General features: G+C 53.4%; 18 protein-coding genes and 1 pseudogene. 13 read left to right on the top strand and 6 right to left on the bottom strand.

The window, feature by feature from the left end:
- Positions 1-205: hypothetical protein (locus tag ACR0JA_RS20150; protein WP_480578913.1), on the top strand; the 205-nt coding region annotated here is incomplete at its 5' end.
- Between the two features lie 87 nt (positions 206-292).
- On the opposite strand, the gene ACR0JA_RS20145 is transcribed toward ACR0JA_RS20150, so the two are convergent.
- Together ACR0JA_RS20145 and ACR0JA_RS20140 are read right to left on the bottom strand one after the other, a co-directional pair.
- Positions 293-832: a luciferase domain-containing protein gene (locus tag ACR0JA_RS20145; RefSeq protein WP_480578911.1), complete on the bottom strand. Its 540-nt coding sequence runs from the start codon at positions 830-832 to the stop codon at positions 293-295.
- Between the two features lie 66 nt (positions 833-898).
- Entirely contained in the window at positions 899-1,489 is a 591-nt protein-coding gene (locus tag ACR0JA_RS20140) for a YceI family protein (protein WP_480578908.1), read from the bottom strand.
- A 124-nt stretch (positions 1,490-1,613) separates the two neighbouring features.
- Between ACR0JA_RS20140 and ACR0JA_RS20135 the strand changes: the two genes are divergently transcribed.
- On the top strand, positions 1,614-2,195 hold the full coding sequence (locus ACR0JA_RS20135; protein ID WP_480578905.1) for a TetR/AcrR family transcriptional regulator: 582 nt from the start codon (positions 1,614-1,616) through the stop codon (positions 2,193-2,195).
- Between the two features lie 656 nt (positions 2,196-2,851).
- On the opposite strand, the gene ACR0JA_RS20130 is transcribed toward ACR0JA_RS20135, so the two are convergent.
- Positions 2,852-3,262, bottom strand: coding sequence for a hypothetical protein (locus tag ACR0JA_RS20130; RefSeq protein ID WP_480578902.1), 411 nt, complete (start codon positions 3,260-3,262; stop codon positions 2,852-2,854).
- A gap of 343 nt (positions 3,263-3,605) precedes the next feature.
- Here ACR0JA_RS20130 and ACR0JA_RS20125 point away from each other — a divergent pair, with 343 nt between their 5' ends.
- The 11 genes from ACR0JA_RS20125 (at position 3,606) to ACR0JA_RS20075 (ending at position 18,256) form a co-directional block, all read left to right on the top strand.
- Entirely contained in the window at positions 3,606-5,612 is a 2,007-nt protein-coding gene (locus ACR0JA_RS20125; protein ID WP_480578899.1) for a hypothetical protein, read from the top strand.
- Entirely contained in the window at positions 5,612-6,862 is a 1,251-nt protein-coding gene (locus ACR0JA_RS20120) for a transporter substrate-binding domain-containing protein (RefSeq protein WP_480578897.1), read from the top strand. Before ACR0JA_RS20125 ends, ACR0JA_RS20120 begins: the two co-directional genes overlap by 1 nt.
- Before the next feature lie 771 nt (positions 6,863-7,633).
- On the top strand, positions 7,634-8,389 hold the full coding sequence (locus tag ACR0JA_RS20115) for an IclR family transcriptional regulator (RefSeq protein ID WP_480578921.1): 756 nt from the start codon (positions 7,634-7,636) through the stop codon (positions 8,387-8,389).
- A gap of 178 nt (positions 8,390-8,567) precedes the next feature.
- Positions 8,568-11,030: an FAD-dependent oxidoreductase gene (locus tag ACR0JA_RS20110; RefSeq protein WP_480578894.1), complete on the top strand. Its 2,463-nt coding sequence runs from the start codon at positions 8,568-8,570 to the stop codon at positions 11,028-11,030.
- Between the two features lie 25 nt (positions 11,031-11,055).
- A complete protein-coding gene (locus ACR0JA_RS20105) occupies positions 11,056-12,297 on the top strand; it encodes a Tm-1-like ATP-binding domain-containing protein (protein ID WP_480578892.1) in 1,242 nt (413 codons plus the stop codon).
- A 40-nt stretch (positions 12,298-12,337) separates the two neighbouring features.
- On the top strand, positions 12,338-13,270 hold the full coding sequence (locus ACR0JA_RS20100; protein WP_480578889.1) for a tripartite tricarboxylate transporter substrate-binding protein: 933 nt from the start codon (positions 12,338-12,340) through the stop codon (positions 13,268-13,270).
- Positions 13,271-13,349: 79 nt separating this feature from the next.
- Positions 13,350-13,889 carry a tripartite tricarboxylate transporter TctB family protein gene (locus ACR0JA_RS20095; RefSeq protein WP_480578886.1) on the top strand — a complete coding sequence of 180 codons (540 nt, stop codon included), beginning with the start codon at positions 13,350-13,352 and terminating at the stop codon, positions 13,887-13,889.
- 7 nt (positions 13,890-13,896) lie between these two features.
- A complete protein-coding gene (locus ACR0JA_RS20090; RefSeq protein WP_480578883.1) occupies positions 13,897-15,423 on the top strand; it encodes a tripartite tricarboxylate transporter permease in 1,527 nt (508 codons plus the stop codon).
- Positions 15,424-15,516: 93 nt separating this feature from the next.
- A complete protein-coding gene (locus tag ACR0JA_RS20085; protein ID WP_480578881.1) occupies positions 15,517-16,812 on the top strand; it encodes an aspartate aminotransferase family protein in 1,296 nt (431 codons plus the stop codon).
- Positions 16,809-17,759 (top strand): phosphotransferase enzyme family protein, encoded by a 951-nt coding sequence (locus tag ACR0JA_RS20080; protein ID WP_480578878.1) that lies wholly within the window; start codon positions 16,809-16,811, stop codon positions 17,757-17,759. The genes ACR0JA_RS20085 and ACR0JA_RS20080 overlap by 4 nt, the downstream gene beginning before the upstream one ends.
- A complete protein-coding gene (locus ACR0JA_RS20075) occupies positions 17,729-18,256 on the top strand; it encodes an SDR family oxidoreductase (protein ID WP_480578919.1) in 528 nt (175 codons plus the stop codon). Before ACR0JA_RS20080 ends, ACR0JA_RS20075 begins: the two co-directional genes overlap by 31 nt.
- Here the strand turns inward: ACR0JA_RS20075 and ACR0JA_RS20070 are convergent.
- From ACR0JA_RS20070 to ACR0JA_RS20060, 3 genes and pseudogenes are all read right to left on the bottom strand, one after another.
- Positions 18,256-18,530: pseudogene (locus ACR0JA_RS20070) on the bottom strand (transposase); the annotation flags it as partial. The gene ACR0JA_RS20075 and the pseudogene ACR0JA_RS20070 sit on opposite strands and share 1 nt — an antisense overlap.
- A gap of 158 nt (positions 18,531-18,688) precedes the next feature.
- The gene (locus tag ACR0JA_RS20065; protein ID WP_480578875.1) at positions 18,689-19,453 is read right to left on the bottom strand and encodes an SDR family NAD(P)-dependent oxidoreductase; all 765 of its coding nucleotides are present in this window, start codon (positions 19,451-19,453) and stop codon (positions 18,689-18,691) included.
- 209 nt (positions 19,454-19,662) lie between these two features.
- Complete coding sequence (locus tag ACR0JA_RS20060) at positions 19,663-20,559, bottom strand: LysR substrate-binding domain-containing protein (RefSeq protein WP_480578872.1); 897 nt, start codon at positions 20,557-20,559, stop codon at positions 19,663-19,665.
- Between the last annotated feature and the right edge of the window lie 135 nt (positions 20,560-20,694).

Below are 20,694 nucleotides of genomic sequence, written 5' to 3'. Positions count from 1 at the left end.
CTCGGTCCCATCATCGCCAATCCTCCAGCCCATTGGAAGAATTGAATCAGCAGTTCATGCGGCGATCAAGGATGAGTTTTTCAACAAAATAAGCCCAAAGCGGACATTCGAATCTGAGCTCTGCAAAATCCAACAAGCGGACGGCAGCTACCATTGGTGTGAAAGGCTTGAAGGTATCGAGCGCTTCGCCATGGCGACAATTTGAGAAAAAATTGACCGCGAGAAACAAGGTGGCTGAAACTGCTCTCTGACAGGAAACAAGCGTCACCGCACACTTTCGCGTAATTCGAGCTTAGCCCAAGGTTTTGCCGGTGATGAAGGTGTACGAACTTTCCACCAGATCAATGACGACATCCAGCTCTTCTGGTGTAGTCGGAGTATATATCATGACAAAGCCACTCCATCCGGGACGTTGATTGGCCCAAGGGTGAGCTACGGCCCAGCCAGCCTCAATCGCCCGTCGCGCCATTGCCGGATGCAGCGAAGCATGCAAGCTGCCATCAGGATGCATATGCGCAAATTCAAACCCACCGACGATAGAGCTCGGTTGAGACAGCAGCATATCGGGATCAAGCTGAAAACCAATTGCGCCAGGAAGCGATATGCGTGTTGGACCAAGTGTGACCCCCGGGAATTGCGCAACACGCTCCAGCAATAGCTGGGCCATTTCGGCATTAATTTCGACACCGATCTGAGTATGCGGTACGCCGCTTGTCGTATCAGGACGGGGTGAGGTGCGCTCTGGTAAGGAGCGCTCTTGTGCGAATGCCAAGGGGCACGTCAATGCTACTGCTGTCGTAGCAACCGCCAGTTGTCTCAGGAATACATTCATTTTGTTGTCAGCCCGTCAAAAGTTAAGAGAGAGAGCTCGGCGCAGCATCAGCTCCCTTGCACCGCATCATTCAGCCTTTAAAGCTTCGATATTGATCAAGAGCTCTATCTCGTCGCTCACCGCAGGTGCAAAAGCCCCAAGTCCGAATTCAGACCGCACGATGGTCGCCGTGGCTGCCAGCCCCAAGGTCGGCGTGCCTTCCTTTTCACCAAAAGGGTAAGGCGCAGACTTGTTGAGCGTTGTTTCCAGAACAACAGGTTTGGTGACGCCATTCATGGTCAGGTCGCCAGAAATATTTGCGGTATTGTCCCCGGTCACTTCAATGATGGTTGAGGCGAATGTGACCACATCACCGTCACTCGCGCTGAAAAAGTCATCGGACATGAAGTGTTGCAGACGGGCATCCCAGCCCGTGATCATGGATTTTACAGGCATAGACACCGTGACAGATGACGCAGACGGATCATCTTCGCTGAACTCTATCTCGCCGCTAAAACCTGAGAACATTCCAAACGTTTCTGAGAACCCGATGTGGTCGTAGCTGAACAATACCTGGCTGTGCCCAGGATCCAGCTCGTAGGTGCCACTCTCGGACAATGCGGTTGTCGCGCCCATCGATAAGAGTACCGCCAGCGGGGTTGCTGCCACTTTGAACATTGATACGCTCCCATTTTGACAAGACGTGTTTGTGGAATTGAGTTTTGGGATTTAGGTTTTGGCTGACAATACTTTTAGGACAAAATGTTCTACTATGCAACAAAATGTTCTATAGGAGGAGTGATTGAAAGAAGATCCCAGGCTGATCGCCACACGACAGACTGCGCTTGATGCTGCGCAAAAGATACTGATGGATGAAGGCGTGCTGCACGTAACTCATGGCGCAGTTTCAAAGGCAACGGGCATTTCGCGCAGTACACTTTACAGGCACTGGCCAGATGCGCGCAGTCTGCGTGATGCAGCATTCCGGCGCATCGCAACCCCGCCAAACATACCGCCCAAAACCGATGGCCCGCTACGATCTGACCTGCGCTGGTTACTCGGTGTACTGATGGGAGCCTTGAATGACACACCGTGGGGCCAAATCGCGCCTCAGGTTGTCGCTGCTGCGTCCACCGACGAAGAAGCAAGGTTAGTGATAACGGAATTCATGAAAGACAGGTTCGCAAGTGTTGATGCAGTATTTGCAGCCGCAATAGACCGCGGTGAGATCGCCGCGGATGTTCCGGTTGAACAGCTTATAGAACTAGCAGTCTCGGCACCTTATTTCCGCAAGCTTATACGTCACGAAGCGCTGAACGAAGATTGGTTGGATCAACATGTTGATCTGCTTTGCAGTATCGCGAAAACTTATTCGGGACAGTGACCATCGCCTTTCTTCGCAATCAAAGCGACCAGCAACGGACGCGAGATTACGGCAGAGCATCAAATCATGATCAATAGCCTGTCCAGCCAGTTCCTCATAGAGGCTGCTCCAAATGGTCTTAGCAAACGTTTGCTATGATCGTCCGCCGAGGTTTGAAAAGTCAGCTTTCTACACAGAACACTCGACGGCAGCTTTCGTCTGCACTTCCGGCATTGATGCACGGTGCGGAAATTTGAACTTAGGGCTCTCAACCGACCTAGGCCGCTGCGTCAATGAATGGCGGCTACCGGTATTGGGTCAGAAATGCTTGACATTTGGGTCAGAATTGAATGACGTGATTGACCGATTTATTGAGGTTTTGGCATTTGATTGAGTCAAAGATCAGTGACGTTCCACATTTCCTGTTGGACGTCAGACGAATTTGACCTTTGCGTCACAATCTGACCCAACACCCCCCCTTTTCGTATTCCCGCAGACTGTTTCGTTTGATCTGACTTCCGTCCCGGAAATCAGGGCTGATTTGCAGATCAGACGGCGAAGCCGCCTGTTCCTGCTGATCTGCCACGTGGCGAACTCGGAAGACTATTTCAGCGCTTACTTCAAAGCTAAGTTTCGGAAACTGATTGCGAGACGCAACAATGTCCGGGCCTTATATTCTACCAATCCGGAAAACGTGTCGTGAAATAGCTGGGGAGTCGGACTGTAAACAGCCGCTGCAGAATGGATCTCAAGGAAATGCCCACTGTTATTTTCGCGGGGCTTCCATCCATTGGAGAGTAGCCAATCGCTTGCCGTGTTTCGGTGATATTCCAGCGCATCCCCGGGTTATCTGACATTAGGTTCAGGGCTGCGAAGGAAATACCCTTGGCGTCTATTGCGGCGCGCATTCCGCTTAGAAAGTCCCGATCACTCAACCACATTTCCTGACCCCACCGGCCCATCGCCATGTGTGTGCCGGGTTGGTTGCCATGAGTCCATTGCGTCCAGCCGATGCGCAAGCAGATGACCGACAGTCCGTGATGTTTGGCGAAGTATGCCCCTGTCCGTTCACAGAACAGCTTTGACATTCCGTACCTTCAAGCAGGCGCGCTCCACCGCTCTCACCGAGTGGCGTCGACTTTGTTCCGGATAGGTTCGCGGTTTTCGCGGCAAACTGAGACTGGTTCGAATTCGTCTGACAGCACCATTTTCGCCGAATTTTGAAAATTCGGCTGCTTATGTTAATTTATACCATTGGTTAAAGAATCGTATTGAACTGAGAGGGCTTGAATCTTGAAGTTTGTAATTGTCACTATCACAGCAGTTCTCTTTGTTAGCGCGCCAGTCGCCAGCATTGCTCAAGGAGGGTGCGACCCTTCTGTTCAAAGCTGCCGCTGACTTCGAACAAAAATGGAACTCACAGCTGGCGGCATGTCGAACATCGCCGCACTGTTTTTCGGCATGTTCATCATCGTGGCGTTCTCGTACGAGCGCTTCAACCGGATTTCGTATGAGACAAGCCGAAGACTCGAAAGGCTTGTATCCTTCCTGACCCCCGACAAGCTGCGCGCGCGTCGGCAAGTGACATACGCCTATACGATATACACTCTATCGCTGTTGTTGCTGTACCTCATATTATGTGCTTATTCAGAGGTTCTTTTGCCACTGATCGGCGGTCAATCTCTTTTGCCTAGTGTTGGTGCCGCGGCACTTCCTGACGCGAACCAGGCGACCGCAGCACAAGCTGCGGCGGTTGAGACCTCTCCTGTGACAACTGGGTTTTCTCCTTTGAACAAATCACCTGCCGAGTTCTGGACCGAAGGATTGAAGCCATCGAAGGTCGTTGTAACCAGTCCGACCAGCAAGGACATCAGCATAGATGCGGAAGTGTCTTTGGGGCTTGCTCTGGTGTTTGTCGGTCTCGCGCCAGCCATCAAGCCTCTGGTACGCGTTGATGCCTGGTTGCGCATGTTTGCGCATCGTGTTGCAGGTATTCCAACATGGGCAATTGAGGCGGCAGATGCGCTTCGGTCGAATGCCCGGGCGCTGCGGTTTTCGTCTGAACGAACCGGTGACAGGACCGGATCGACTGAGGACTACCTGATCTATGCTTCAGATATCGAACGCGTGAAAGAACTGCGAGAGCGTGCCGAGCCGCATCTCGGAAGGCTGGTCGAGGACTTCTCGCTTGATATTGAAGTTATTCTGGTGGCGTCCGCCTGGTTTTTGGACGGAAAATTGCGCGTCCCTGGCACCGGTGACAAATTGCGTTTCGAGGAAGTCGAGGCCGAGTTGCGGCGACGTAAAACGGAGTTTCTTCGCACAGCAAGTTCCGACAATCTCTCTCATGAAGAATGGGAATTGCTGGCGGCCGACGCCGATGCGCTTGCGGCTGACTTTTGTGTGCTGATCGCGCTTTATGACGAGCAGGACATCATTCAACCTTTCAGCGACCAATCGGCGCCGACAAACGCCCAGCGTCGCGCACGCGACCGACTGAAAAAATTTATCAATGTTCTCTACATTAACAAAACTGAACCGATGATGCAGCGGCGCGGGTCGAATCTGACATTGATCTGGACATTGTCACTCATCGTGGGATGGGTAGCGCTCTGGTCATTGCTCTGGCCTGGCGCCGCAGAACACAACCTGTCCCGTGGCATAACACAAAGCGACCCATATCAACGGCTTCAGATTTACATGATTACCGCGTTGAATACCTCTTGCGTTGCAACGGTTGCAGCTATCACTTTGCGGTGGGTTCGAATGACAAATGTCGGTGAGGATGGTCAACGGCAATGGGAGAATCTGCGCTATCCCTCTCATTGGACCCGCTGGGTACCGCAAGCGATCATGGTCGTGCTTATTGCTTGGGTGATTTCCACGACATTAATCATTGCAATTCAGATGTGGCAATCAGGCTTTATGGACCTGCCCCCAAGCGAAAGGACGTTAGAAGCGTTCTTAAACTCTGTCAAAGCCAGGTTCGAGTATAATGGCCCGATTGCACTGCGTGGTGCTGTATTGGCGTTGTTGGTGCTTTTGGTGCTGGATGCCCGCGAGAGGCTTTGGCGCGATGCAGGGAGGTTTGGCAGACCGGAATACAATAACGTACCATATGCCAAACAACTGAAAACAAACAAAGCGCTGTGGGACAGTCTTTCCTGGCGAGACAGCCTTAAATGGGCCGGGTTCGGCGCGTTGGTTATGTTCTTCACAACAATCTTGACTCGGTATTTGACATTTCTTGCCGCAGCAGGTGATCGAAAGTTTGACGCCATCGATACTGGTCTGTTGATTTGGGCGGTGCTTAACGCCGTGCTTTTGACCTCTTTGATTATGTTTTGCCTTTCCGAGGTTCTGACAAAGCGTGCTTTCCGCAAACCAGCAGAGGGCAATGCAGAAGCGGATCAGGGCATAACATCGAGGCCAGCCTAATGAGATCGTGTACCCTTACGCTGGCTGCAGTTCTGATGTGCCTTCCAGGATTTGCCGCAACGCAGGAGCAGGATCATCGCTGGGCGACGATCACAATGGGTATACGCGCTGACGTACCCCCGTTCGTTTGGCGCAATGACGAAACCGAGGAATTCAGTGGATTTTTCTGGGACATATGTACAGCAGCCTTAGCGAGGGCAGGCTATATGTTTGAACCCGCCCTAATCGACGCGCGTCAGCGCACTGCCTTGCTGGGAAAAGGGGCCTATTGCGTTGATGACCTCAAAGATGGGCAGCGGTGTAAACCGGAAAGAGAGCGCACGGTTGATCTGCTTTGTGATCCAACTACGATTACGCTTAACCGCATGCGAACTTTTGCTGAAGGAGATTCAAATTCCGCTGGAGTAAACAAAGAACCCTCTGCAACAGTCAATGCGTCGGACTTTGTGTTTTCCCCCATCCTCTTCCTGGCGAACGGATCCTACATCCAACAAGTTATTGAACGATCGATTTTTCGTAAAAACCTGGAAAAGGAACTTGCGGCACATTGCGACGAAAGTGACCAAATTCATGCGGTCTTTTGCCCGGGAAAGGTCGAGCGAAAACGCTTCGACTGGATCGTTCCGCCAAGCCTGCGAGACACCAAAAAACCGGCAAAGATCGACTGGAAGCAGGCATGTGTCGATATCATTAAAGCGCTTGAGGCCGATGGATCTACAATAGCCACGAGCGAAGACGATACGACACCGCAGAAATGGCCGCCCGTAATTTGGCCGGAGCCCGTGCCTGAGAAGCCTCAGTTCGAAATCTGGGGGTATGTGCGTGGCGCAACCATAGAGGCTGCGATTCTCGAGGCCGCAAAACGCGCGCCCAGTTCTGTTGGAATTTGTCCTCAACCGTTCGACTCTCACACCGAAGCCACGGAAGCCTTTTGTTCAAAGAGAATCTACCGTTATTTTGGCGATGTCGATCTGGTGCGAGCACGAGTGGCAAACTACAGGGCTGACAAAGATGTCGCCTGCGAAGCCGATGAAACTCCATCTGTAAAAGGGACTTATGAACCCTATGCGTTGGTGCTATCGCACCGGCACGATCACTTTCCCGAACGCTTCAACATGGCGCTTTATTCAATGTTCTCGGATGGTACGATCGCTCAGTTTTTTGATGGTCGTTTTGGCTATCAACGGCGATCTCAGTATCTTGAGACTCTGTTCCGGATTAATAGCCTTCCCAGTGGCATTGATCCCTGACAGCCGTTTGATCCGAAAGCGACAGCTTTGGCTGAATTGCAGGAACGAAAGAAGAAAAACGAACCCTAGGATGTCTGACTTCAGCACCGATGGGAGAGTTTAGGCCGATCCGATAAGAGGGTTGCTGGCTCATCGCAACCCCCAAAGAATGGAGATGAGAAGGAAGCGCGGAACCTTGCAGCGCCAAGGTGAGAAGGCCATAAAGGACATTCATCGTGCGACCCGCAGGCGCAGCTGAAGTCACGACATTGTCTATTAGGTTTGCACGAGGTCGAGGGCAACGCCGTCACCCCGGCGTTCAGGGGCGTTGGCTTGCCCAAATCCCGTTGACTTGTAAAAAGGTCGATGGTCGATCGCCCTACCTCAACTAGTAAGTTCAGCCCTAGCCAGTCTTTCATGAGCCTTGTGCCGAACTACCGCTTGGAGCCCTGAACGCCAGATGCTGAAGCTTGTATGAATGGCCGTGAAGTGCGCAAAATCGAAATTGGGTACTGTAACAATCGGCTCAAACCTGCCGTGCAAGCTCACTTTCGCTTTGATCCGCAGCCACCCTCCTAGGTATTTGGGTAATTTGGTGAACTTGTCTCCGAATTCGCCTGTTGTGCTAATTGCTTCAGTGGTGCGATTATGGCACCGACGATGCGATTTATGAGATGCTTCGAGTCGCTTGCATCGCATGTGGACGCTGTGACTTCGAATTGGGCGACGCGTTTTTGAAGGCGTCCTGTGTTGCTCCCACAAAGGAAAACAAGGAGATGGGCATTGAAAACTGTGGACAAGGCAATGGTGCTACTGCGTCAGTTTTCATTAGAATCTTTGGAAATCGGCCTGAATGACCTTGCCCGCGCCACTGGCGAGGACAAGGCCGTGACCCGAAGGCTACTGCTATCTCTCACGAAGCATGGTTTTATTGAGCAAAACGCGGAAAACCGGAAATACCGGCTTGGACACGGCTTTCTGTCGCTTGCGCGGTTGAGAGAAGCCACTGTTCCAATGATCAAAGCAACCCAAGTTGTCTCGCAATGGCTTTCCGCACATGCAAATGAAACCGTTCACGTGGGTATTCCAGGAGAGACGGGTATGTCGACCGCCTCATACACACTGCCCTCGCGGGGCAACGTGATCAATTTGCGGCCAGCGGAATCTTACCCGTTCCATTCCTCCTCCTCTGGCCTTGCATTCATGTCCTTCTGTTCAGCAGAAACCCTTAGGCGGCTGATGAAGTTGGAGCGCGAAAAATTGACGCGGTTCACCGTCACAGATCCGGCAAAACTGATGGAACTCATCGGGGAAACCCGTGACCGGGGCTATGCTTTCAGCCGCAATACTGTCGAAGAAGGTGTGGCCAGCGTAGCAATACCATTTTTTACCGATGGCAATGACCCTGCAGGAACCATTGCGATTGCTGTCCCCGACCTGAACATGGACGACGCGCGCCGAGAAGAATTAGCCGCGCTTTTAAGAACCGCTGTCGAAAAGCTTGAGACTGCTCTGACCGGCGCACCGTTGCACAGATCACCTGCTTAGCTCGCGGCATTAGGTTTATAGGTGCTATAATCGCACCAAGAGTGCGAAAAATTATGAAATATCGATTCTCTCTGCCACAAAACACGCAGTTGAGTTGATGAACCTATGCCGAAAGGCACCTCATCACGCCCAGTTTGAACCTGCGGATCGCCTGCAATGCAGGCTGAAAGAATGTTTGATGGCTCACCCTCTTCCTGAACAAGCCCCAGTCGTGATTATTGGCGGCGGCATCATTGGTGTTTCGACGCTTTATCATCTGGCAAAGAGAGGTGTGGCGGCCGTCCTCGTAGAGCGTCGGAAGATTGCCAGCGGAACAACATGGCACGCGGCTGGGATCGTTGGGCAACTCCGCGATAGCACGGCCCAAACCGAATTGGGCAAATACACAGCTCGGCTTTTTCGAGAGCTGGAAACGGAAACTGGACAAGCCACAGGCTATAAGCCCAACGGGACGATCAATCTGGCACTCGGCAGCGTCCGGCATGAGCAGCTTCTACGCAGCCACGATCACGCATTTCGAATGGGGATCGAAACGTTCATGCTTTCGCCTGGGGAATTGAATGAAAAGTGGCCGTGGATCGAAACGGAGGACGTGAAATCGGCCTTCTTCGTACCGTCCAACGGTCAGGTGAACCCATTGGACGTAACCGTGGCCATGACAAAAGGTGCGCGTTCTCTGGGCGCACAGGTGTTTGAGGATACCAAGGTCAATGAACTGATCGTCAGCAAGGGAAAAATCACCGGCGTTGAGACCGATCAAGGCGTGATCTCAACCGGCAAAGTGCTGTTGGCGGGCGGCATGTGGAGCCATCATTTCGCCAAAGCCCACGGCGTCACGGTGCCTCTGCATGCGACCGAGCATTTCTATATTGTCACCGAACCGATTGATGGCCTGCCAAAGACGCAGCCGATCCTCAACATCGCTGAAGAGCGGACCTATTGGAAAGAGGATACCGGTAAACTCTTGATTGGGTCATTTGAAAAGCACGGAAAACCCTATGGCAGGGAAGGTATTCCCGACGATTTTGAGTTCGATGAGTTGCCCTTCGACATGGACCATGTCGAACCCTGCCTTGAGAAAATGTTCGGACGTATGCCCGCTTTGGGCGAGATGGGCATTCAGACCTTCTTCAATGGACCGGAGAGCTTTACTCCGGATGGGCGCCCTTATTTGGGCCCGACCAGTGAAATTGACGGACTTTATGTTGCCACCGGTATGAACTCGAACGGGATCTTGAATTCGGGTGGTGTCGGGTTGACGATGGCGGAGTGGCTAACGGATGGCGCGCCATCACGCGGTATGGGTCCCATGCTAGCGCGTCGTGCCCACCCTTTCCAACGCAACACAAAATACAACCATGACCGCAGCGCTGAATCGGTTGGCTTCCACTACGGCGTGTCGTGGGTGGGACGTCAGATCCACACGGCACGGGGCGTGCGCCGGATCCCGCTTCATGATCGTTTGAAAGAAGCCGGGGCAACATTCGCCGAGCGGATTGGCTGGGAAATGCCAATGTATTTTGACCCTGCGCAGAAAGACTGGAACGAAGAACCCAACTTGTGGTGGAAAGACTGGTCCCCCCACGTGCGGGCCGAGTGCCTGGCGGCACGCGATGCTGCCGTTTTGATTGACCAGTCGATGTATTCCAAGATTCAAGTGCAGGGGCCGGACGCGGTACAGGCGCTTAACCGGGTCTGCGGAGCCGAAATGGACGTGGACGTCGGCACTTCGGTCTATACTCAGTTCTTGAACGCGCGTGGAGGAATCGAGGCAGACGTAACCGTCACACGCATCGCGCCCGAGTGGTTCATGGTTATCACTGGCCATCCCAGCCAGATGCGCGATCAGGGCTGGGTCAGGGATCACGCGGACCCAGACTGGCGGTTCGAAATCTTCGATGCCACCTCAGGATATGGGTTGATCACCATCCACGGACCCAAATCTCGGGCAATTTTGACGGCTATTTCTGGCGATGATCTGTCGAACGAAGCCTTTCCTTTTGGCGCAGCCCGCGAAATTGACATGGCCTATGCACGCGGCTGGGCTATCCGTCGGTCTTTTCTGGGTGAGCTGGGATATGAGTTGATGATCCCCACCGAATTCGTTGTCGGGGTCTACGAGGCGCTGATGCAAGTCGGTCTGCCCTATGGTCTACGCCATATGGGCATGTTCGCCATGAACGCCTGCAGATTGGAAAAAGGGTTTCGCCATTTCGGTCATGACATAGCCGAAGATGACACACCTTATGAAACGGGTCTCGGTTTCGCGGTGGCTTTGGACAAACGAGACAGCTTTCTTGGCAAATCCATTCTTGCTGAACAGAAAGCAGGTGGTCCCGCAACAAAGTCCCGCACCGTATCCTGCATCGTTGAGGGCGTTGGAGCTAAAAATGGCCCTTACCTGATCCACAACGAACCAATCTGGAAAGGTGGGGAAATCGTCGGCCATGTCACGTCGGGCGACTGGGGATTCCGCTTGGAGGCGATGGTCGGGTTGGCCAGTCTTCAACGCGACGAAGGTGTTAGCAAATCCTGGATTGATGAAGGTGAGTTCGAGGTGCAAATCGCCGGAATGATGTATCCGATCCGGGTTCAGCTGGCCCCTTTTTACGACCCAAAAGGCGCTTTGATGCGCGGTTAAGCCGAACGGTATTGAGGAGGAAGACATGGCGGATAAAACCATTCTGGTCATCGGGACCTTTGATACCAAAAATGACGAATTGGAGTTTATATCCAACAAGATCCGAGCGTTGGACGGTGCGGTCTTGACTTTGGACGTCAGCGTATTGGGCGACCCGATCCAACCCACCGATTTCTCGAAACATGATGTCGCACAGGCGGGCGGTAGCTCGATTCCGGCAGCCATCGACAGCGGAAGCGAACATGTGGCGATGAATATCATGTCGGCTGGTGCTTGTGAGCTCGCCCGCAAGCTGCACGACGACAGCCGTATTAATGGGGTGATCATTTTGGGCGGCACCATGGGAACCGACCTGGCGCTCGACGTTTGTCAATCTTTGCCAATCGGGGTTCCAAAATACGTCGTTTCTACTGTGTCCTTCTCGGCTTTGATCCCGGCAGAACGGCTGTCGCCCGATATTCAAATGATCTTGTGGGCAGGGGGATTGTACGGCCTAAACGCGATTTGCAAGTCGTCTCTGGCGCAAGCCGCAGGGGCGGTACTGGGTGCCGCACGCGCCGCCGAACCCGCTGTCAGCGGCCGTCCTGTGGTCGGGATCACATCACTTGGAACGTCCTGCTTGAGTTACATCAAAACCCTCAAACCCGCGCTTGAGGACCGCGGATACGAAGTCGCTGTCTTCCACGCGATGGGCATGGGCGGCATGGCGTTTGAACAGATTGCAGGGCAAAGGGGATTTGTTTGCGTAATGGATTTTGCAGGTTGTGAACTTGGCAACTTGCTTGCTGGGTCCGTTGTGAATGCGGGACGCGACAGGCATCGTGGTGTTGGTCGCGCCGGTATACCGCAAATCGTAGCGCCGGGTTGCATGGATCTCATCGACTTTGCGGGATGGCAGGATATCCCGGCGAAATTCGAAGGCCGTCCGGTTCACACGCATAACAAACTGGTCAAAAACACCTTTTATAACGCAGATGAACGTCGCGAGATCGCGCGCGAGCTGAACAAACGGCTGGGCGAAAGCAGCGCCCCAACACATCTTATCATCCCACGCGCAGGTATCGAAGAATGGGACCGACCCGGCGGAGATTGTCATGATCCTGAAGGGTTGGATGCATTCACCAACGAGCTAAGCAGCAGCATTGCGCCGACGGTTCAATCCACGGAACTGGATGCTCACATCAATGATCCCGAATTCAGCGAAGCCGCTTTGGAGGTCTTTGATAGGTGGGTCGAAGAGGGAGTTGTGCCTGTCGGCAAACGTTGAAGCTCGCTCAACATTCTTATTCGTTTACAGGGAGGAAACCATGACGAAGATAATCAAACTTGCCGTAACAGCCGCCTTGCTAAGCACATCAGCGGCATTCGCTGAGTATCCTGAAAAACCGGTCTCATTTGTCGTGCCGTTCCCGCCGGGTGACCTCGAAGATGTGCTGACCCGCCTAATCGCTGACACCTTTCAGGAGATGTATGGCGTGCCTGCCGCCGTTGTGAACAAACCCGGTGGCGGCGGAGGTCCATTTCCCGGCGCCGTAGAGGTCGCGGGCGCCCCTGCTAACGGGTACACGATTGGGTCTTTTGTGATCGACGTCCCTGTTGTTGGTCCCGAGATTGGAGTGCCGGAACTGAACCCAAATCCATTCGAACCGATTGGCATCTTCATGACTTATCCGTTCGTGATCGCCACACTGAAAAGCCAGCCCTATGGTAGTTGGGAGGAACTGGCGTCCTTCGGCAAAGAGAATGATGTGGCGCTTGGGCATTACGGATCATTCCTGGCACCCACTCAGGTCACATTCGCACTGGCCAATAAAACGGGTTGGGATTTCGCATCCGAAGCTGCTTTTGATCTGCTTGACTGCAATGTTTTGGCATCGGGCGATGTGGATGTCGTCAACGCCACTATCCAAACGCTGTTGCCGTGCATTGATGACCTGACCATTCTTGCCAGCATCGGGCAAGATCGAACACCGCTCACTCCAGACACGCGAACTGTTGGCGAAATCGTTCCTGAGCTTCCGCTTTCGCTTTGGAATGGCCTCTTCGTTCCCAAGGGAACCCCAGAAGATGTACGCGCCAAAATTGAAGCAGCCGCCAAGACTGCTCTGGAAACGGAAGCCGCACAGAACCTTTCTCAGGAGACCGGCGTATTGATCTACTGGAAAGACGCAACCGAGTCTGCCGCGCAAATCGAAGCGGATATCAAGGTCAATGGCGAGATTGGGGACCTGCTCGAGTGATGACTGAACAGTGAGGGGCTTGGATGCCCCTCGCAGCAAAGCCGCGTCGAAACTTCCGTTCCGAGAACCAGAGGCCATCATGACACGTATCAAGGTTTTCCAGGATCTGTTCCAAAGATACCGACGTCCCGGTGACAAAGTGTTTGCCGTTGTCTTTTTGCTGCTTGCCCTGTTCCTGCTAACCCAGCTGAGTGAACAGACCCAGTGGGTCAAGCGGACAAAGTGGTTCGCTCAACCCTCTTTGTGGCCCAGCATCGCTGTCTGGGGGATGGTCATCTTTGGCGGTTTTCATGCGCTGGGTACGTTTGTATCCCCACGCATTCCGGGGCGCTGGAAAGAGGTCGTGTTCTGGCTTCGATCATTTGAATATGTTCTCTATTTTTTGGTTTACGTCGTGCTGGTTCCGCTATGCGGCTATTTGCCAACGACCATGATATTTGTGCTCTTCCTGGCTTTGCGTTCTGGTTTCCGCACCAGACAAGCGTTGGGGTTGTCGGTTCTCTTTGGGTTTTGCGTCGCCGTTCTTTTTCGCGGTTTTCTTCAGGTCAAAATCCCAGCCGGACAAATCTATGAAGTTCTTCCTGACGCGTTCCGCGCCTTTGCGCTGACCTATCTGTGAGGCTGAAATGGAAGCCTTTTTTTCAGGAATTTCTCTTCTCGCCCAATGGGATGTCATTGTTGCACTGATCATTGGGTCTATCGGCGGGGTCGTAATCGGCGCGCTGCCGGGTGTCGGCCCTGCGGTCGCCATAGCCATACTTTTGCCAGCGACCTTCGCCTTCGAACCAATCGTCGGTCTAACACTACTATTGGGGATTTATGGTAGTTCCATGTACGGCGGCGCTATCCCCGCAATCCTGATTAACACCCCGGGCACACCCGTTAACGCGCTGACCACCTATGACGGTTATCCCATGACCAAACGCGGGCAAGGCCATCGGGCTCTGTCACTGGCTTACACTGCCTCCTTCTTCGGTGGTATTTTCTCGGTTGTCTGCCTGATCGTGCTGTCACCTTTGCTGGCGTTGATCGCACCGCATTTCGGCAGCCGTGAGATATTTTTAGCCGCTTTCATGGGCATTCTTCTGGTTGTGGTGGCTCATCGAGGGCAGACGTTTGCTGCGGGCATGCTGGCCTGTTTGGGAATTTTTCTCAACACGGTTGGACTGGAACCAGTCAAATACACTCGCCGTTTCACGTTCGAGCAAAGCTGGTTGACCTCCGGTTTTGATCTGATCGTTGTGGTGCTTGGATTGTTCGCAATCAGTCAGGCGTTTTTACTGCTGATCGAAAAGGATCACGCGCCGGAAGACACGCATGTCGAGGGAAACATTTTTGCCGGGGTTAAAGAGCTATTGGGGATCAAACGCATCGCGACCGTCTCCTCTTCCCTCGGTGTACTGATGGGTATGATCCCCGGAGTCGGAGAGTTTACGGCACAGTTTCTGTCCTACACATACGCGCAGAAAAGCTCGAAATCGCCGGATACCTTCGGTAACGGCTCTCCCGAAGGTCTTGTCGCATCCGAGGCCGCCAACAACGCGGTCCCGGGTGCGGCGATGATACCTTTACTGGCGCTTGGCATACCGGGCGAGGCGCTAACCGCGATGATGTTGTCGGTCTTCTATGTTCACAACGTGATCCCCGGTCCACAATTGTTTGAAAACCAGCTCGACTTTGTCATGGCGCTGTATGTGGCGTTGATCCTGTTGAATGTGATCGTGCTGACCTTTCTGCTGTTCTCAACAAACCTGCTCCTCAAGATCATACAGATTCCGACGCGATTCTTAGGGATCATGATCCTGACGCTATCCTTCATCGGGGTCTATTCACTTCGCAATTCGATTACCGACTGCGCGGTCGCTTCCGGTTTCGGCGTATTTGGCCTGATCCTGAAACGACTAAATCTACCGATTGTTCCGATCATTCTGGGCATGGTTCTTGGCGGAATAATGGAAGTGAAATTGCGCAGCGCTATGGCTGCAGTCAAAGCGCCGCTCGATTTCATCAACCGACCGATCGCGGCAATCATTTTCGTTATGATAATCGGTATCCTGATACTGCATGTCCGCACCTTGGTCCGAGAACAGATAGCCAAACGCAAACCCGAACCACTCGGTCCGGACTATGAACACTCGAGCCAACAGGGATGACACGACGTTGGCCACGTCAAATCACTGCACGCGACCAAGGAATACTTCGACCTTAAATCCGCGTGTATTCAACACTTAACCAGGATAATCGGCATGGCACTATCAATGAGATCGACGGAAATAATGCAGCGCCGCAAACGGTTGCTCGGGCCAAATGTGTCGACCTTTTACGACGAACCTGTTCACATCGTGAAGGGGGAAGGTGTTTGGTTGTGGGACGCTGACGGGCGCAAATATCTGGATTGCTACAACAACGTACCGCATGTCGGGCATTGTAACCCGCGAGTAGTCGACGCGATATGCCGTCAAGCCAGTACGCTGAACACTCATACGCGCTACTTGCATGATGGTGTTCTCGACTATGTCGAAAAACTGACGTCGACCATGGACGCATCGCTCGACACAGCAATACTGACATGCACCGGTTCCGAGGCCAACGATATAGCCTTGCGTATGGCCGAAGCTATGACCGGTAAACGCGGTATCATCGCCACCGATGCCACCTATCACGGCAATACGGCGCTGGTCAGCCAACTCGGTAAATCCAATGTACCTGCTGTTGGTTTCGGGCTGGAGCAGTTTGTCAGGTTCGTCGACGCCCCGGATAGCTATCGCATTCCGGACCCAGACGGCCGTAAATTCGCGGATACCGTAAGCGAACAAATTGCCGAGCATGAAAAATCCGGAGCAGGGTTTGCTGCGCTGATCGTCTGCCCCTTCTTCCTAAACGAAGGTTTTCCCAACCACGCCGACGGGTGGCTGAAGCCAGTCGCCGATGTGGTGCAAAAGGCCGGCGGTCTGTTGATCTGCGACGAAGTGCAATCGGGGTTCGGCCGCATCGGCACCCATATGTGGGCGCATCAGAAAATGGGCGTAGTGCCGGATGTCATGACATTGGGAAAACCAATGGCCAATGGACACCCGGTTGGCGGTGTCGTCACCCGATCCGAAATACTGTCCAAGTTTCGGTCAGGGTACCGGTACTTCAACACTTTCGGGGGAAACCCGGTGTCCTGCGCAGCGGCCATGGCTGTATTGGAGGAAATCGAAGAAAGGAACCTGCTAGCGAATGCTGTAGCCGTCGGCGATCATGCTCAAAACAGAATGGCCAAGCTGAAAATGAAGTACGAATTCATCGGTGATGTGCGCGGCTCGGGCCTAATTTTCGGCGCTGAAATGGTATCGGACAGTGAAAGCAAGAAACCCGCCAGCGCGTTTACGGATCGGATTATTAACGCGATGCGGCAGCGAGGTATCGTTCACTCCAAACTTGGTCGTTACAAGAACACGTTGAAAATCCGCCCGCCGATGCCGTTTTCAATCGAAAACGCAGACCAATTATTTGACACGCTGGACGAGGTCCTGGCGAACACACCATTAGACTCATGAATGCTGCCGTAGAAAAAGCACTGGTGTTATGGGGCATGGAGGGTGCCTCGTACCAACTGATCGCGGCTCGTGAAAATCAGGTATTTCGGGTTGAAACAGGTTCGGGCACCTATGCGCTGCGCCTGCACCGGAAAGGTTATCGAAGCAATGCCGAGCTGCGATCGGAACTACAGTGGATGGATGTCGTCGCTCAGGGCGGTGTGCATGTGCCCATACCGATCCTTTCGCAAAACGGCGACTTTCTTCAAATAGTGGAAGACTTGCAGGTAGATATACTGAGCTGGCTTGAAGGGAGCCCAATCGGCAAGACCGGTGAAGATTTGCAAGCATCAGACCGCACGGGCCTTTTCCGTGAGATCGGTCGACAAATGGCTCGCTTGCACGAGATTTCTGATGCGTGGGAGCCTCCGGATGGGTTTACCCGATGCACGTGGGATCGGGCAGGGTTGCTTGGTGAGACGCCGCTATGGGGGCGGTTCTGGGAAAACCCCACATTGTCCGACGCGGACCGTGAATTGTTTCAGCGGTTGCGGCGGCAATTGGATCTCGAACTTAAGCAGATCGATGGAAGCCTCGATTTTGGTCTGATTCACGCCGATCTGGTCCGAGAGAATGTTTTGGTGGACAACGGTCGGTTGCAATTGATTGACTTCGACGATGGCGGTTTTGGTTTTCGACTATTCGACCTCGCAACCACCCTTTTCAAGAACCTGGACGAGCCCGATTACCCAGAGTTACGAGCCGCGCTATTGGATGGGTACCTCTCGGTCCGCGAAATCGACCATTTGGCCCTGGATCTGTTCATCGTGCTCAGGTCCGCGACCTATGTCGGGTGGATCATTGAGCGCATGGACGAAGACAGCTCGGAAATCCGCAATGCGCGCTTTGTTCAAAAGACAAGAATGCTGGCGCAGGAATATTTGGCAAAATCGGAGGGCCGACACTGACACGGTTTGATCGGAAGACCGCGATCATTACGGGTGCAGGGACAGGGATAGGAGCGGCGACAGCCCGTCGAGTTGCGCCCGAAGATGGCAAGGTGATCCTGACCGGGCGCAGAGCTGGCCCCCTTGCGGCAATAGCCAACCAGGGTGGAGGCATTGCCGTTGCTCGAGATGCATCCCCGGCTGATCACGCGGAGTACCTAGTCGACTTGTCCGGCACCAAATTTGTCGGGCTGAACGTGATGATCTGCAATGCCGGGTGGTTTGGATTTGGGACCTTGACAGATATTACCGATGAGGATTGGGCGAAGGCTGCGCAGGCCCATCTGAACACTGCAATGGTCACTACCCGTTCGGCAATGCCTTCGCTTGTCGATCAGAGAGGTAACGTCCTGATAATGGCTTCGATCACCTCTTTTGCTGCGGATGCCGAAGCCTGTGGCTATGTTGCGATGAAACACGGGCTTTGGGGGCGATCCCAATCTATCGCACGGGACTAATCGGGCGACGACCATTCCAGCCCTACAAGACGCAACAGGTTTTCGATGAACCCGTCGTCTGGCGAAGCGGCATTCCGAACAGAACTTTCAAGGTCAGGCACGCCTGGAGGGCTGCGTCGCTGAAATTCTGTTGCCGATCGCGCTTACGACTCGGTGGCGGCACCCGCACCAACACGGGATCAATCCAGATCGACAACGATCCACGTTGCTTCAGCGCTGCATTATACGACGACCAGTTCTTGAACTTGTACTTCGTAGGGACCCAACGGCTTATGAAACCCGGCTATCACGCTGGATTCACACAGTGAATCCAGCGATCGGTTTGTGCAACAAAGCCGGGCCTATTTGGTTGGGGCGTCTCGGATAATGCACAAACAATTAGAAAGTACCAGTTAGATTAGCCGGCTGAAAGTGAAGTGACCTTGTCGCCCTTTAACCTGCGGTCCAACCTCCGTCGATGAACAAAGAGGTTCCAGTTACCATGGCGGAGGCGTCCGATGCCAAGTATTGCACCGCGCCCATAATATCCTCGACTTCGCCGACGCGGTCGAGCTTGATTTTACTCATGATCCAAGCCACCCGCTCCGGATCGGAAAGAGTGGCCTGTGTGAACGGAGTCTTTATGAATGTTGGGCAGATCGAGTTGATCCGAATTCGCTGCTTGCCCCATTCGATGGACATGGCCTTGATCATGCCTTCCAGTCCATGTTTGCCGGCGCAGTAAAGTGACCGATCAGGGCCGCCTGTGTGGCCCATTTGACTGGATATATGGATGATTGAACCAGGTTTGCCCGCCTTTAGCATTGCTTTGGCTGCATGTGCAGAAAGGAAATATGCAGACCGCAGGTTCACATGCATCAGAGCGTGATAATCCGCTTCGGTCGTTTCGACCGCAGCGCTGAGTCGGGCGATACCTGCCGAGTTCACGACGATGTCAAACACGTGTTCCGCCATAATTTCTGAAAGCGTGGGGATGTCTCCCTGATCCAATGGGAGGGCCATGGCGATAAAGCCCTCGCCTTGAATTGCGGTGACAGCATCATTCAGCCGATCCACACCACGTGCAGCACAATATGTTTCAGCGCCCGCTTCGGCGACGGCCACAGCACAGCCTAGTCCGATGCCTGAAGATGCGCCAGTGACCAAAACCTTTTTGCCTGAGAGGTCAAAAGAAGGTGTGTGCGGTAGGTCGGTCATGCATTCATTCCTTAGGGCGCAGCGTTTGGCCCATGTTGCGGGTTTTGTTGAGTTCGCGCATCCGCGCAAAACATCGTTGCCCAATTGATTTTAAACATTCAAAAGATCGATCCGCCCGCGGTTCTGTTCTTCTGAGCCAGGTGGTCTCTGAGCAATGTCCAAAAACAGAATGACGAACTTTTGGGCGCATCGATATTTGGTCACTGCGATTATTCGGCGAGGAATGGCTGAAGGCTCTCAACGAACTCGTCAATGAAATCCAGTACAATGGGCGAGCTTGGGCCTGATGCGGGTTGAAGGATTGACAGGCGGTGGAATATTTTCGGGCGAAATGGGCGGATGACGATGCCAGAGGGGCGGAATGCCTCAGCATCAATGGAGCTGACGACGGCCGCCCCTAAGCCTTGGCTAACCATCGTACAGGCAGTGGTGAACTGTCTGACCTCGACCAAGCTGTTTATTTCTTCACCGTGTTCCGTAAAGGCGCGCGAAAGATGCTGGTAAAACTGGCTATCACGCCGCGTGTGGATCATCCGTTCAGTCGCAAGATCGCTCGGCAATATTTCGTTTTTTTCACCAAGGGGATGACCCTTGGGCAGGATGCAGACCGCTTTGACAAAAAGATCCTGACTGTGTGTCGCCGGGTGGCCCAGAAAACCGTCAGTGAGACCACATTCGTATTGTTCGCCGATAATCCACTCCAGAATTCGTTCCGGGCGGTCGGGCTCTAAGGACACCGTCACACCTGGCCTCGCCTTTAAAAACCGCACCAACACTCCCGGAAGGTGGCTGGTGGCAAAACCGGGCAGGCAAGCGATGCGAATATGGCCGCGTTTGCGTTCGGTAAGGTCTCGCCGCAGATCATCAAGGTGGTCAAGCCGTTCAAGGATGCGCCGAACCTCTTCCAGCAGATACCGCGAATCGCTGGTTGGTTCGAGGCCGCCGCGGCTGCGGGTAAAAAGCTCGAAGCCGACCGAAGCGGAAAAGTCCGACAGCAAACGGCTGACTGCGGGTTGTGACACGCCCAGCTTTTCAGCTGCCTTAGTGACACTTCCGGTTTCTGCGGTAGCGCGAAATGCTTCCAGCTGTCTGAGTTGAAACTTCAATGGTTTAGGCCTTCCATTCCAGCTTGCAACGCCGGCGCGCATTATCCGGAATATAATAATGTGTTATGAACAAAGTCAAAACGAATTATCTTGAATTATTTTTTGTTTTCCCAAATGCTGCGAGCCATAGTGGAA

Source organism: Ruegeria sp. AM4 (genome assembly GCF_056540665.1).
This window is presented reverse-complemented; position numbering and strand designations above follow the sequence as displayed.

Excerpts from the sequence above, each read along its gene's own strand:
- ACR0JA_RS20145 (WP_480578911.1), bottom strand. The coding sequence starts at position 832 with ATGAATGTATTCCTGAGACAACTGGCGGTTGCTACGACAGCAGTAGCA.
- ACR0JA_RS20140 (WP_480578908.1), bottom strand. The coding sequence starts at position 1,489 with ATGTTCAAAGTGGCAGCAACCCCGCTGGCGGTACTCTTATCGATGGGC.
- ACR0JA_RS20130 (WP_480578902.1), bottom strand. The coding sequence starts at position 3,262 with ATGTCAAAGCTGTTCTGTGAACGGACAGGGGCATACTTCGCCAAACAT.
- ACR0JA_RS20125 (WP_480578899.1), top strand. The coding sequence starts at position 3,606 with ATGTCGAACATCGCCGCACTGTTTTTCGGCATGTTCATCATCGTGGCG.
- ACR0JA_RS20120 (WP_480578897.1), top strand. The coding sequence starts at position 5,612 with ATGAGATCGTGTACCCTTACGCTGGCTGCAGTTCTGATGTGCCTTCCA.
- ACR0JA_RS20110 (WP_480578894.1), top strand. The coding sequence starts at position 8,568 with ATGGCTCACCCTCTTCCTGAACAAGCCCCAGTCGTGATTATTGGCGGC.
- ACR0JA_RS20105 (WP_480578892.1), top strand. The coding sequence starts at position 11,056 with ATGGCGGATAAAACCATTCTGGTCATCGGGACCTTTGATACCAAAAAT.
- ACR0JA_RS20100 (WP_480578889.1), top strand. The coding sequence starts at position 12,338 with ATGACGAAGATAATCAAACTTGCCGTAACAGCCGCCTTGCTAAGCACA.
- ACR0JA_RS20095 (WP_480578886.1), top strand. The coding sequence starts at position 13,350 with ATGACACGTATCAAGGTTTTCCAGGATCTGTTCCAAAGATACCGACGT.
- ACR0JA_RS20090 (WP_480578883.1), top strand. The coding sequence starts at position 13,897 with ATGGAAGCCTTTTTTTCAGGAATTTCTCTTCTCGCCCAATGGGATGTC.
- ACR0JA_RS20085 (WP_480578881.1), top strand. The coding sequence starts at position 15,517 with ATGGCACTATCAATGAGATCGACGGAAATAATGCAGCGCCGCAAACGG.
- ACR0JA_RS20080 (WP_480578878.1), top strand. The coding sequence starts at position 16,809 with ATGAATGCTGCCGTAGAAAAAGCACTGGTGTTATGGGGCATGGAGGGT.
- ACR0JA_RS20065 (WP_480578875.1), bottom strand. The coding sequence starts at position 19,453 with ATGACCGACCTACCGCACACACCTTCTTTTGACCTCTCAGGCAAAAAG.